We start from the raw sequence: 11,145 nt of genomic DNA on the forward strand, positions 1-11,145 counted from the left end.
CTCACTCTCCTGGAGGCATCGGGTCGTTAGGGACATCAGGGGCATCGGGGGCACCGCTGTGAGCGGAGTTCAGCGGCGCGAACGGGTCGTCACCGCCGGCGACCGGCGCCATGTTCTCCCGGGCGCGAGCCTCGTTGATCGTCAGGACGCCGCTGGTACGGGCCTGCGTGTAGGCGGCGAACCGGCCGGCGGTGTCCGTGCGCAGAAGGGCAGTGGTGTCCAACCTCGCGACAGTGCCTCGCGGGAGCATGGCCGTCCAGGCGTCCTCGAAGATGCCGATCCAAGGCTCCAGCGTGTAGGACAAGAACCCCAGGCCCTGCTGCTCAATCCCGGTACCCCAGGACGTGGTGCGGTCGACCTGGCCGAGCATGTGCGGCGGAATCCCGTACAGCATCGCGATGTCGAGCGTGGCGGCGGCGCGGGTGCCGAGGAACTGGGCGTCCTCCGGCGGGACGCTGATCTGCTGCCACTTGGCGCCGCCGGAGAGAATGCCGACAGCGTGCGCGTTGGCCATGCCGGAATGCGAGGACTCGAACGCTTCCTTCATCTGCCGGGCGCCGGCCCTGTCGAGGTTGCCCTCGACGTTGATGATGCCGGACAGGTGGGCGCCCTGGGCGAAGAACCGGCCGCCGTACTGCTCGGCGGCCAGACCGAGGCCGATGCAGTGCCGGGCATAGGCGATAGGTGACATGGCCGTTGGTTCACCAGGCAGGCACATGCCCATCAGGTGCACCATGTCGGCGGCCGCCACCGGCTGCCGGTCGACCTCGTAGCGGCGGGCGCCGTCGTCGTCCCAGTCGACCTTCACCCGGTCTGGGTGGATCACCGCGACGCGGTTGGGCCGGTAGAGCCAGTCCCTGGAGAGGATCAGTCCATACCCGTTGCCACGGTTCGCCACAGACACGGCCAACTGCTGGAACCCGGCCCGACGGGACAGGAACCGCAGGTCGTTGGCGCCCCCGAACGGGTCGGCGACGATGGTCGGCTGGTCCGGGACCGGCTCGGTTACATCCCCGCGCCGGCGCATCGCCGTCATCGGCAGGCCTGACACCGCGGTCGACAGGATCCGAGTACAGGCCCACACCGCGGACAGCTGCATCGCGGTCTGGTCGGACACCGGGACGCCGGCGGACGAGAGGCCGGACAGCGACCCGTTCGTCGGGATGGAGGAGTCGCCCCACTGCTGGACGACCCGGCGCTCCGCAGCGCGACGAAAGAGGCTCACCGGTCGATCACCCAGCCGATCAGCAACAGCGCGGCACCGGCCACCGCCAGGCCCGCCACCGGATGCAGCCACCACGCGGCAGCGTCCAGGCAGCCGAGGCCGAGCACGTCGACCACGTCGGAGATGAGACGTCGGCGAGGACGCACGGGCACCTCCTACAGGTCGGCCCAGTTCCAGAACTGGGGCGTCGGGTCGGGCTCGGGTTCCTGGACGGCGCGCTCCAGCGCCATCACAGCGCTGACCGCCAAGTCGATCTTGCGGGGGCTGTGCTTGGCGTCCTTCGACAGCCGGGACCCGCGGGAGTCCGTGCGGATCACGCAGTTGGCCAGGTGTCGGGCCAACCGCGGGTCACCGGAGTGTGTGAGCGTCCGGTTCATCACGGCCTCGTAGAAGCGGGTCGTCGCCGGGATCATGCGGGCCGGGCTCTGAGGGAACTCCACGACCGGGAGCCCCTCCTCCTCGAGGACCTGGTAGGTGCGGCCCCAGCGGTAGGGGTCACAGACGATCTCGCGGACGTTCCAGCGCCGACAGGCCTGCCTCAGGGCGTCCTCGACCTCGAGGATCGGTACCGTCCAGTCCTGGCCGGCCTGCTGCGGGCGCTCCCACGCGGCGACCACGTCCACGTGCGGAACCTCGGCGCACGACACCACGGTGATCGCCGTCGAGTCTCCGTTGAACGAGCCGTCGAAGCCGATGCACACCTCGGCGCCGTCCTCGACGGGGCCGCCGGCCGCGCAGCCATCCCAGGCGCCGGCCGGGAGCCACGCGGTCGCGGTGTTCACCCACTGGTTGAGGCGCTTCGTGCGGAACTCGGCCTCCGGCGTGCGCTTCACCGCGCTGGCGAAGTCCTCCGGGTCGATCAGGTCCCCGTAGGCCGGGTTCGCCGTCTTCCAGGTCTCCTCAAGGCGATGGTCGGCCTCGTCCGGGGCGCCCCACCAGGCCATGAAGAAGGTCGGGTCGACCTCCTCGCCGGCGGCGAGACGCTGCCCGTACTGGAACAGCTGGTAGCAGATCGAGTCCAGGCCGCGGCTGTCGGTCTTCACCCCGGCGGTGGTGATGGCCACGATCAGCGGGTCCAGCTGGGCACCCATGGCCAGCGACATCACGTTCCACAGGTCCGGGTTCGGCTGGACGTGCAGTTCGTCGAAGACCACCCTGGTGGGCCGCAGCCCTTCCTTGGTGAACGCCTCGGCTGACAGGCACCGGTAAACGCTGCCGCTGCCGATGACCTCCAGCGCGTCCTTGTACGGCTTGATGGCCTCCGACAGGTCCGGCGACGCGTCGACCATGCGCTTGGCGTCGCCGAAGACGATCCTGGCCTGCTCCTTGTCGCCGGCGCACGAGTACACCTCGGCGCCCTCGCACTCGAACAGGCCGTCCAGCGCGATCCCGGCGCCGAGCCCCGACTTGCCGTTCTTCCGCGGCTCGCCGACCAGCGCGATGCGGTGGCGCCGCCGGCCGTCCGGGCGCCGGGCGAAGAGGTGCGCGAGCAGGGTCTGCTGCCAGTCGCGCAGCAGCAGGGGCGAACCGGACGGGCCGGCGAACGAGTCCTTGGTGACTGTGCACAGTGTCTCGACGAACTCGACGACGGCCGGACCATCCCCGCGGCGCACGTCCGCAGCCGAGACCGGCGTCAGGAACCTGGGCGGCCAGCTACTCGCCGCCCGCCGCCCGCGCTTGGCGCCGCGCGATGAGCGCGTCGAGCTTGCTGGCACGCTTCACCTCCGCGTAGCCGAGCCGGGCCCGGTCCGTGGGCGTGAAGCCGCACAGCGACTCCCACTTCGTCATCTGCGCTTCCAGGGCACGGATCTGGGTGAGGAGCGGGTGCGCGCGGGTCTGGCCCATCGAACCGGGCACCATGTAGCCGTCGGCGGCGACCTGGTCGCGCATCGCCTCGCGTTCGTCGTGCGCCTCGCACAGTCGGGTAAGGACGTCCATGTCGGTGGCCGGGGACAGCCACGCCTGGCCCGCGGTCCACAGCCGGTCCCACGCCGCCCGGCCGGTGTCGCCGAGCGTTGCGGGCGGCGACGGAAGGTGCGCGACGGCAGCCAGCTGGACTACGGGTTCCGGGAGCGGCCTGCCGCCCGGATTGCCAGTGCGGCGTTTACGCTCCGTGGGCGTTGGGGGCCTACCTGCGGGCATGATCAACACCCCCGAGAAAGACCAAGGTCAAAAACGGGCCGAATTTCGCGGCGCTGTGTGGGGGTTGGGGGGCCGGGTCCGAAGACGATCATGCTCCGAAGATTCGACCGCCCCCGGTCGGCGGCGGCCACGAGCGATGACCATCACGCACCGTGACTGCCTTGGCTTGTGGTCACTGGCTGTGCTTCCTGCTGTTGCACGAGCGACACAGGACTCGTGTGTTCTCTGGCGTGCTGCTACCACCACGAGCCAGGGGTACGACGTGGTCTGCTGTGAGGTCGGTGCTGGGGTGTGCCTGCACCTGCCAGCCTGGGCACCAGTCGCCGTACTGCTCTCGGTGCTGGGCTACTGCTGCCCGTGCCACGCGCTGCCACTGGCTGTCGTAGCCGCGCTGGGTGGCGCTGCCTCTGAGCTGTTCCTGCCTGGACTGCCACGCTGCCTGGTGCTGGTCGCATCGGCTGGGGTTGCGGGTGAGCGTGCCGCAGTCGAGGCAGGGGCGTTGGCGTCTGTGCACGTCTGCCTCCTTGAGCATGGCGCCCCAGGGTGGACGGCAGGGTGGCACCCTGACGTTGCCCCTCCCCCTGACGTTGACCCCCCGGGTCAGGTGGGAGTGTCGACGCCGAGGTGGGCGGCGATGCCGCGCACGAGACCGAGCGTTTCGGTGTCGGTTGCCAGGTCCTGCTCGGCTCGTTCGCGATCGCGTTCGGCGCTTCGGTTCTGTGACAGCAGGATGAGCGGCGCGGCGTATGCAGCCTGGGTACTGAACAGCAGGTTCAGCAGGATGAACGGGTACTCGTCCCAGTGCCTCATGAGGCCAACGACGTTGAGGGTCATCCAGATCGCGACGAACAGGGTCTGGATCCAGATGAACCGCCAGCTACCGAAGGCGCTCGCGACGCGGTCGGCGGCACGCTGGCCGAGGGTTCCATCAGGCATGGTCACCTCCAACGCACGCCGCAGCGAGGGTTCGGCCGGCGCGCTTGCGGGTGTGTGCCTCGGCGCGGGCGGCGTCGATCTGCCGGTAGAGCGGTCGGCCGCGATCGTCGAGGCCTGCGGGCTGCAGGTGGCCGCGGCGCTTCCACTGGCGGACGGTGGCCGGGTCGACGCGGCAGAGGGTGGCGACTTCGGGGCCGGTTAGTAGGTCCATCGCGCCTCCCTGAGGAACGACGAAGGGCCCGACCGGAGTCGGGCCCTTCGTGATGTAGGCGCACCTGTGGTGCTGGCAGCAGCGTGACACAAGGTCTGATCTTGCGCAAGCGGCACGCTGTTCAGACGCCGAGCGACCACTCTGGCCGGTAGTCGGGGTGGTCGGCGTACGGCAGCGCGAGCATCTGGAGGACCTCTCTCACTACCCACCGCATCGTGCGCATTGTGTCGTAGTTCTCTTGGCTTACGGGGTTGCGGACACCGGCGCGGGCCTCGTCGTAATGGGCCAGGATGCGCCGCTTGGCATCGACCTCGGCCAGGGCCCGAGCCGGATCGTGACGGGCGATGTGCCGCATCTGCTCGTCGGACGGCTGACCCTCGTCGTACACAACCGGCTCGCGGCGTGAGTCGTAGACCGCAACCGTGTCGAGGGATTGCTCGCGGACCGTCCACGAGTCGCCGCCGGCTGCCCGCGCTGCCTGCTCGTCCTCGTCGAGCCGGGCGCGGAGGAACGTGATCAGGTCGGCGGTCATGCGAGTGACCGCAGAATGAGGATCAGGCTGAACCAGAGGGCTGCGACGAACATGGACTTCGCCATGGCCTCTACGAAGCCGGGGGCTGAGATCCAGCTGCGAAAGATTCGAATCACGCTGTCATCCTCTCGCGGATACGCCCGCCCCGGGTAGGCGCCGGGGCGGGCGGGTTGGTCGGCGGTTGGGTTCGGTCAGCTGTCGCTGCTGAGGCCCATGCGGACGGCGGCGGCGTTCAAGGCCCGGAGGGTGTTGTCCGTGGCGTCGGGGCCGGTGAACTCGCCCTCGGAAACGGTGGTGACGGTGAGGTCGGCGGCGGCCGACGGGTTGCCGCGGTGGAAGGCGGCGTGGATGTCGAGCCAGCGCTGTTCGTAGAAGGCGTTGTTCTTGGGGTCGTTGGTGGTGGTCATGATGCGTTCTCCCATTCGATGGTGGAGCGGTGCGGGTTGCCGGTGTCGGCCTTGATCCAGAACCCCTCTCGGGCGGCCACTTCCGAGCGTTGTTGGCGTTGTTGTTGCTGGTCAGAGCTGCCAACAACGCCCGAGAGGGGGGCTCGAGAGGGGCAGGGGAGCGGGGGCACGTCGCGGAGGTAGATGCCGGTACTGGAGCCCCGGCCGGGGACGCGGCACGCGGTGGTGGGGATGCCCAGCTCGGCGAGGAGGGCCCGGACGGGGACGGTATCTGCACCCTCGTCCGACCACGCGGCGGCGATCTGGGCGAGGTGGATGCGGTCGTCCCGGCCAGGAGTCGCGCCGGGCATCAGTTCGTGGAGGAGGGCCAAGAACTCTGCCTGCTCGTCGACCTCCTCGACCTCCTCGGCCTGCTCGGTCGCTTCCTCGGCGGCCTCGGTCTCCTCCTTCGCCTTGGGGTCGCCAGCCCTCCACGCGGCCCAGGTCCACGCGATAGCGGCCCCCACGGGGATGAGGGGCTGATGGTGGGCCCCGTCGAGCAGGACGGGCGCGCCCTTCCATAGGGCAACTCCCCCAATGGCCTTGACCCAGATGCTGGCACCGGCCGCTTGCCGTCCGAGTCGCCGGGCCACTTCGGCGGATCCGGCAGACAGGCGGTGGGCGACCCGGCGCTGGATGGTGGTCATCGGCCGTAGCTGGTCTGCTGCAGGGTGGTGCCGGTCTGGTCGGCGGTGCTCTTGACCTGTCCGAGGAGGGATCCGACGATGCCGCTCCCGCCGTAGAGGCAGACGGTCATGACGATGGCGGCGATGACCGCTTTCTTGGTCTCGTCGCTGAGGCCGCCGGCCTTGGAGCGCCACTTGGTGATGAGGATGGCGGCGATGATGATGCCGACGATGAAGGCGCCGCCCTGGGCGCCGCTGACGCCGGCGGCGGTGGTCTGCTCGGGGGCGGCGATCTGGTACTGGGCGGCGGTGTCGATGGCGGCGGCGAGGTGCTGGGTCATGGCGGTGGCCTTTCAGCTGAACAGGTACGGGAGGAGGAGCAGGACGGCGACGGCGAGGCCGAGCCAGCGGAGCCAGGTGCCGAGCAGCTGCTTGATGCGCTTGGGCGTGAGCATCAGGAGGAGCAGGATGGCGAGGGGCCACATCTGCGGGCCGAGGGCGTAGGGGGCGCCCATGTCAGCTCCGCTTCTTGGGGGCGAGGCCGCCGGAGCGGAGCCACTTGGCGGTGCCGTTGTCGATGCGGCGGATTTCCCGTTCGCGGCGGACGCGTTCGCGGGGGGTGCGGCCGGTCGGGGTGGTGCTGGCGGTCTGGCCGCCGGTGAGCTTGGACCAGAGGCCCATGGTCATCTCCAGGCGATGAGCGCGAGGGTGAGGGCGCCGAGGAGGGCGCAGGCGCCGGTGCGGCGCAGGGTGAGTCGGGCGTCGTCTCCCGCGGCGGCGTAGAGGCCGGCGTAGGCCAGCGCGGCGGGGACCGCCCAGAGCAGGGCGGCGGCCATGACGTCCGCTAGCTGTTGAGCGAGGGGATCGACGACGGGTCGAACCAGTTGCGTCCGCGGGCGTCCTTGCGGGCGACGTCAAGCAGTCCCCGGGAGACCCAGTTGCGGACGGTGGAGGGCTCGACGCCGACGATGCGTGCGACCTCGGCTGCGCTGATGAGACGCGGTTCGCCGTTGGCGTCCTGCTCGTCCTGCCACGCGTCCTGGGCGTTCTCGTCCGGGGCGGGGATTCCGCACGGGGTGAGGGTGGGGAGCATGGTGGCGCCGGCGGGGATGACGGGCTGCGGCGCCGGGCTCGTCTCGGGCGTCTCGTCGATGTAGACGTCGTCCTCGGCGTTGTCGGCGGCGTCCTCGGCCGCATCCTCGCGGGTGGCCGCGAGGTGCAGGAGGTGGCCGACGACCAGCGGCGGGACGGCGGAGACGCCGGAGACGAGCCACGCTGAGTGGCCGCTCATGTAGCCGGTGGTCACGAGGTGGCCGATGATCTGGGCGCCCATGGCGAGGACGAGCGCGGATCCGGCGCCGATGATGGCGGAGACGCGTCCTCGGGCGCCCTTGGGGCGGTTGGCTGCGACAACGGCGGCGATGCCGGCGTAGGAGCTGAGGACGAGCGGCATGCCGTAGGCGTAGGGGTCGCCGAATCCGGCACCTCGGGCGAGGTGGTACTCGGCGGGGGCGCTCATGGCGAGCGCGGAGGCGAGGACGACGGGGCGTCCTGTGCTTGTGGTGGCGTTGACCCACCAGGGGCTCGACGTGCGTACACCGTTGCGGCGCGCACGGAGGCCCGCGATACGATCGCGGATAGCCATTGCGAGATGTCCAGTCTCTCGATGGTCAGGCCCTCGGCCGGTGTGTCCAGCACCGACGAGGGCCGTTCTTTTTGTCGCGTTGAAGGTACTTTAGCAGGCTTTGTGATGACCTGTCACGAGTTTGGCGCGGCCGGACTGCCCCAGGACGCCTACGAGTTGGGTGCGTCCTGGGGAATCCCGTTGGTCACGCCGCATCGTGGATGGCGAGCCACTGTTCGACCCGCCGCTCGTATTCGGCGGGACGCAGGACGGCACGGCAGGACTCGTTGCCGCATTCGGCGTCCTGGCCGTCCTGCTGGGACAGTGACAGGAGTCCGCACCGTGGGCAGGGCAGCTGGAGTGCGCGGCGCCGGGGACGGATGGCGGCAAGGCCGTCGAGGACCCTCCACGCCTCGTGGATCTCGCTCGCGTACTCGTCGGCCCACATCTGCTGGACGGCCCAGGCGAGGATGTCACGCCGGCTGAGGTACGCGGTGAGGGTGCCGATGCTGCCGGAGCGCGGGGCACCGAGGTTGCTCTCTTCGGCGTGGATCCGGGCCCAGGTGTTGAGGGTGCCGGCGAGGGGGGTGATGCCGTCCTGGTCGCCGTAGGGGTCGTGGACGTCACCAGGCGACGCGGGGCCGAGGTAGCTGGCGATGTGGATGCGGAGCGGCGCGGGCGGGGTGCGGGTGGCGCCGGAGACGCGGGCCCCCTGCTGGCCGGCGCCAGGCTGGACGGAGAGCTGGGCCCAGATGGCGAGCTGCGGGATGTCGGCGAGTTCGCGGGCGAGGCGGCTACCGGTGGGGAAGTCGAGCATGTGCGTCTCCGGTGCGAAGGTTCAGCGGGTGGGCTGGTAGTCGGCGAGGTCGCGGATCGCGTTGCGGATGGGGCGGGGCGGCGGGAGGGGTTCCCAGTCGTCAGGGTCGAGGCTGTCGAGCAGGGCCTCGTCCTCCCAGCCGTCCCACTCGTCGTCGGGGCAGGTCACGGCCGGCCGCGCAGTTCGCCGAACGTCATCTCGCGGATCGCGGCGTACTTCTGCTCGGTGGTGTGGCCGTCCCACTGGGCGCGCGGGTCGTCGGACTGGACGTGCTCGACGTGGGCGTACAGTTCGGCGTCGCGGGGGTGGATGTGCCAGGAGAGCTGCCGGCCACCGACGGTGAGGTAGAGGAGCTGCCAGCCGGGTTCGTCGGTGTCGGTGGCGGGGGTGATGACGGCGGGGTGGGTGGTGGCGAGCCAGGCAGTGAGGTGGGCGCGCTCGTGGTAGGCGCCGTCGCGCTCGGCCTCGGCCTGCTCGGCGCGCTGGATCAGGGCCTCGATCGCGGGTGCGATGTCGGGCCACGCGTCACCGTGGCCGCCCCAGGGCTCCAGCAGGTCTCGGGCGTGCTCCAGCAGGGTGGCCCGCTCACTGGCGGCGGCCCGGGCGGTGTCGCGCTGTTCGGTCAGCTCGGCGACCTGTTGGCGGCGCTGGCCGAGCTCGGTCTCGGCGTCCCGGAGTTGCTGGGTGACCTGCTGGTGGTAGGTGCCGGAGGGTGCCCGGCGGACGGCGGCCCCGGTGCCAGCGAGTTGGGCACGGAGCCGCTGGACGCGGTCGCGGAGTAGGGCGTGCTCGTCGGGGGTGAGCGCGCGGTTGGCTGTGTGGCCGATGAGGTGGTCGAGTTGCTCGGCGGTGGGCGGGGTCATCGGCTGGCCTTTCGCTGCTGGCGCTTGAGGGCTCGGCGGGTGGCGCGGTTGGGGCGGGGCTCGGGCGCGTCGTCGGGGACGACCACCTCGGCGCGGACGACGGTGGCGTTCCAGGTGCTGCCGGGCCGCGGGGCGTGCTCGATCACTGGCGCTCCAGGGCGGTGACGATGCGGGCGAACTGGTCGTCGAACCATGCCTGTTCGGTGTCGTGCCGGCCGGACTCGACGTAGTCGACGCAGATCCGCTGGAACCAGAAGAGGCTGACGAGGGCGGCGGGGCCGCAGGTGGCGAGGACAGTCCAGGCGGTCACTGGGGCTCCTCGGGGGTCTGCTCGACGACGGCGACGATGCGGCCGACGGCGTAGGGGTCGTTGCGGTGTCCTGCGCCTCGCAGGAGGGTGAGGGCTTCGAGGGTGCGGCCGGTTTCGATGAGGTGGGCGGCGTGGGCCATTTCGGCGCGGAGCTGGCGGTTCTCGGCGATGCGGTCGGCGTGGGCCGGGGTGATGGTCATGAGGTTCCTTCTGGGCGGGTGTCGGCTTCGGGCTGGTCACCGCAGCCGACGGGGTGGAGGGCGAGGAGGACGGTCCCGAGGCTGGCGCCGAGGAGGGCGCCAGCCAGGACCAGCCACGGGGACACGGTCACTCGGTGGTGGGGTCGATGAGGTCGAACAGTTGCCAGCGATCGGCTAGGCGGTCCCACTGTTCGACCCGGATGCGGCTGACGTTGCGGCTGCCGGCCTTCACTGCGGCGATCTCGGCACGGACCTGTTCGTAGGCCTCGGCCTCGCTGGTGTGCTCGGTGCGGTACGGACTGCCAGGTGTGCTGAGGATGACGGCCCAGGGCCGGGACTTGCGCTTCGCGGCGGTCACTGCTGGCCTCCGTCCTGGCCGAGCACCGCATAGGCGACGTCGAGGGCGTGGCCGAGCTCGGCGGAGACGTGCGGGCCGCGCCAGATCTTGAAGCGCTCGGCGTAGACGTCGAGCCAGGCGGCGAGCGGGCCGCGGAGGGCGATGTCGATGCGGTGGTCGCCCTGGCGGATGCGCTGGGCTGCGGCGGCGAGCAGGTCGGCGGGGTGCTGGTCAGTCAAGGCGTGCTCCCGGGGTGGCAGTTAGGCGGTACCGTCGGTGGGTGACTGTTGACTCTGAGTCGTTGATCGTTGATCTGATTGGCCGGGTTGAGCGGGCGCTGACGGATGTCGCGCACCTCGCTGTGGACACCGGCGTCACGTTCTCCGTGGTGGACGTGGTGGATGCCGTCGAGCGGGCGCTGCCGGTCGGGTATCCGGCGCCGGCGGTTGATGGTGTGGCGGGACGCCGGGCTCTGGTCCAGCAGATCGCGGAGAGCGCGATCTCTGGCCAGCTGTACGAGGACTAGCCCGGGGCCTGCCGCCGGGTGACGGCAGGCCGGGGGTGGGTCAGTGGGACTGGGCGCGCAGGATGGCGGTGGCGAGGCTGGCGGCGAGGTCGGGCACCTCCATCTGGTCGATGCCGACCTCGTTCTCGATGGCGTCCAGGGCGGTCTCGATGACCTCGGTGAGCTGGTCGTGGTCCATCACGGTGGTCCTCCTTCGGGGTGGGGCCGCCCGCGGTCACGGGCGGCGTTGACGGGCGTCAGCGGGGCGGTTCGGTCGCGGTGTTGGGGTCGGCGAGGGTGCCGGGCTGGGGGCCGATGGTGCGGCAGTGCTGGCACCAGATCCGGCCGATGGTCGGCGACCAACCGCAGGT

At 70.7% G+C, this 11,145-nt stretch carries 25 protein-coding genes; 1 reads left to right on the plus strand and 24 read right to left on the minus strand.

Going from position 1 to position 11,145, the window contains the following annotated elements; genetic code table 11:
• Position 1: 1 nt before the first annotated feature.
• The 23 genes from ACFC1T_RS14565 to ACFC1T_RS14675 form a co-directional block, all read right to left on the minus strand.
• Positions 2-1,117, minus strand: a complete 1,116-nt coding sequence (locus tag ACFC1T_RS14565) for a phage portal protein (protein ID WP_375888064.1) — start codon at positions 1,115-1,117, stop codon at positions 2-4.
• A gap of 104 nt (positions 1,118-1,221) precedes the next feature.
• Positions 1,222-1,371 carry a hypothetical protein gene (locus ACFC1T_RS14570; RefSeq protein WP_375888067.1) on the minus strand — a complete coding sequence of 50 codons (150 nt, stop codon included), beginning with the start codon at positions 1,369-1,371 and terminating at the stop codon, positions 1,222-1,224.
• 9 nt (positions 1,372-1,380) lie between these two features.
• The gene (locus tag ACFC1T_RS14575; RefSeq protein WP_375888070.1) at positions 1,381-2,838 is read right to left on the minus strand and encodes a terminase large subunit domain-containing protein; all 1,458 of its coding nucleotides are present in this window, start codon (positions 2,836-2,838) and stop codon (positions 1,381-1,383) included.
• A gap of 40 nt (positions 2,839-2,878) precedes the next feature.
• The gene (locus tag ACFC1T_RS14580; RefSeq protein ID WP_375888072.1) at positions 2,879-3,367 is read right to left on the minus strand and encodes a phage terminase small subunit P27 family; all 489 of its coding nucleotides are present in this window, start codon (positions 3,365-3,367) and stop codon (positions 2,879-2,881) included.
• A 172-nt stretch (positions 3,368-3,539) separates the two neighbouring features.
• Positions 3,540-3,899: an HNH endonuclease gene (locus tag ACFC1T_RS14585; RefSeq protein WP_375888074.1), complete on the minus strand. Its 360-nt coding sequence runs from the start codon at positions 3,897-3,899 to the stop codon at positions 3,540-3,542.
• Between the two features lie 68 nt (positions 3,900-3,967).
• Entirely contained in the window at positions 3,968-4,303 is a 336-nt protein-coding gene (locus ACFC1T_RS14590) for a DUF1003 domain-containing protein (RefSeq protein WP_375888077.1), read from the minus strand.
• Positions 4,296-4,514 (minus strand): MerR family transcriptional regulator, encoded by a 219-nt coding sequence (locus tag ACFC1T_RS14595; RefSeq protein ID WP_375888079.1) that lies wholly within the window; start codon positions 4,512-4,514, stop codon positions 4,296-4,298. Before ACFC1T_RS14595 ends, ACFC1T_RS14590 begins: the two co-directional genes overlap by 8 nt.
• Positions 4,515-4,635: 121 nt before the next feature.
• Positions 4,636-5,046, minus strand: a complete 411-nt coding sequence (locus tag ACFC1T_RS14600) for a DUF6221 family protein (RefSeq protein WP_375888082.1) — start codon at positions 5,044-5,046, stop codon at positions 4,636-4,638.
• 191 nt (positions 5,047-5,237) lie between these two features.
• On the minus strand, positions 5,238-5,453 hold the full coding sequence (locus ACFC1T_RS14605; protein WP_375888085.1) for a hypothetical protein: 216 nt from the start codon (positions 5,451-5,453) through the stop codon (positions 5,238-5,240).
• The gene (locus tag ACFC1T_RS14610; protein WP_375888088.1) at positions 5,450-6,139 is read right to left on the minus strand and encodes a hypothetical protein; all 690 of its coding nucleotides are present in this window, start codon (positions 6,137-6,139) and stop codon (positions 5,450-5,452) included. The genes ACFC1T_RS14605 and ACFC1T_RS14610 overlap by 4 nt, the downstream gene beginning before the upstream one ends.
• Complete coding sequence (locus ACFC1T_RS14615; RefSeq protein ID WP_375888090.1) at positions 6,136-6,459, minus strand: hypothetical protein; 324 nt, start codon at positions 6,457-6,459, stop codon at positions 6,136-6,138. Before ACFC1T_RS14615 ends, ACFC1T_RS14610 begins: the two co-directional genes overlap by 4 nt.
• Positions 6,460-6,471: 12 nt before the next feature.
• Positions 6,472-6,633 (minus strand): hypothetical protein, encoded by a 162-nt coding sequence (locus ACFC1T_RS14620; protein WP_375888092.1) that lies wholly within the window; start codon positions 6,631-6,633, stop codon positions 6,472-6,474.
• 1 nt (position 6,634) lies between these two features.
• Entirely contained in the window at positions 6,635-6,799 is a 165-nt protein-coding gene (locus tag ACFC1T_RS14625; RefSeq protein WP_375888094.1) for a hypothetical protein, read from the minus strand.
• Positions 6,800-6,801: 2 nt separating this feature from the next.
• On the minus strand, positions 6,802-6,954 hold the full coding sequence (locus tag ACFC1T_RS14630) for a hypothetical protein (protein WP_375888096.1): 153 nt from the start codon (positions 6,952-6,954) through the stop codon (positions 6,802-6,804).
• Positions 6,955-6,962: 8 nt separating this feature from the next.
• Entirely contained in the window at positions 6,963-7,637 is a 675-nt protein-coding gene (locus tag ACFC1T_RS14635; RefSeq protein WP_375888098.1) for a MerR family transcriptional regulator, read from the minus strand.
• 310 nt (positions 7,638-7,947) lie between these two features.
• Positions 7,948-8,559: a hypothetical protein gene (locus tag ACFC1T_RS14640; protein WP_375888099.1), complete on the minus strand. Its 612-nt coding sequence runs from the start codon at positions 8,557-8,559 to the stop codon at positions 7,948-7,950.
• A gap of 21 nt (positions 8,560-8,580) precedes the next feature.
• Positions 8,581-8,727 carry a hypothetical protein gene (locus ACFC1T_RS14645; RefSeq protein ID WP_375888101.1) on the minus strand — a complete coding sequence of 49 codons (147 nt, stop codon included), beginning with the start codon at positions 8,725-8,727 and terminating at the stop codon, positions 8,581-8,583.
• Positions 8,724-9,422, minus strand: coding sequence for a hypothetical protein (locus tag ACFC1T_RS14650; protein ID WP_375888104.1), 699 nt, complete (start codon positions 9,420-9,422; stop codon positions 8,724-8,726). Before ACFC1T_RS14650 ends, ACFC1T_RS14645 begins: the two co-directional genes overlap by 4 nt.
• The gene (locus tag ACFC1T_RS14655) at positions 9,419-9,568 is read right to left on the minus strand and encodes a hypothetical protein (protein ID WP_375888106.1); all 150 of its coding nucleotides are present in this window, start codon (positions 9,566-9,568) and stop codon (positions 9,419-9,421) included. Before ACFC1T_RS14655 ends, ACFC1T_RS14650 begins: the two co-directional genes overlap by 4 nt.
• Complete coding sequence (locus ACFC1T_RS14660) at positions 9,565-9,732, minus strand: hypothetical protein (RefSeq protein WP_375888108.1); 168 nt, start codon at positions 9,730-9,732, stop codon at positions 9,565-9,567. The genes ACFC1T_RS14655 and ACFC1T_RS14660 overlap by 4 nt, the downstream gene beginning before the upstream one ends.
• A complete protein-coding gene (locus ACFC1T_RS14665) occupies positions 9,729-9,932 on the minus strand; it encodes a hypothetical protein (RefSeq protein WP_375888110.1) in 204 nt (67 codons plus the stop codon). Before ACFC1T_RS14665 ends, ACFC1T_RS14660 begins: the two co-directional genes overlap by 4 nt.
• Positions 9,933-10,059: 127 nt before the next feature.
• A complete protein-coding gene (locus ACFC1T_RS14670; protein WP_375888111.1) occupies positions 10,060-10,290 on the minus strand; it encodes a hypothetical protein in 231 nt (76 codons plus the stop codon).
• Positions 10,287-10,508 (minus strand): hypothetical protein, encoded by a 222-nt coding sequence (locus ACFC1T_RS14675; protein ID WP_375888113.1) that lies wholly within the window; start codon positions 10,506-10,508, stop codon positions 10,287-10,289. The genes ACFC1T_RS14670 and ACFC1T_RS14675 overlap by 4 nt, the downstream gene beginning before the upstream one ends.
• Before the next feature lie 41 nt (positions 10,509-10,549).
• Here ACFC1T_RS14675 and ACFC1T_RS14680 point away from each other — a divergent pair, with 41 nt between their 5' ends.
• Positions 10,550-10,795, plus strand: coding sequence for a hypothetical protein (locus ACFC1T_RS14680; protein WP_375888115.1), 246 nt, complete (start codon positions 10,550-10,552; stop codon positions 10,793-10,795).
• A 40-nt stretch (positions 10,796-10,835) separates the two neighbouring features.
• On the opposite strand, the gene ACFC1T_RS14685 is transcribed toward ACFC1T_RS14680, so the two are convergent.
• Positions 10,836-10,973, minus strand: coding sequence for a hypothetical protein (locus tag ACFC1T_RS14685; protein ID WP_375888118.1), 138 nt, complete (start codon positions 10,971-10,973; stop codon positions 10,836-10,838).
• Positions 10,974-11,145: the final 172 nt, after the last annotated feature.

Source organism: Kitasatospora sp. NPDC056076, from assembly GCF_042266305.1.
Taxonomy (GTDB): Bacteria; Actinomycetota; Actinomycetes; order Streptomycetales; family Streptomycetaceae; genus Kitasatospora.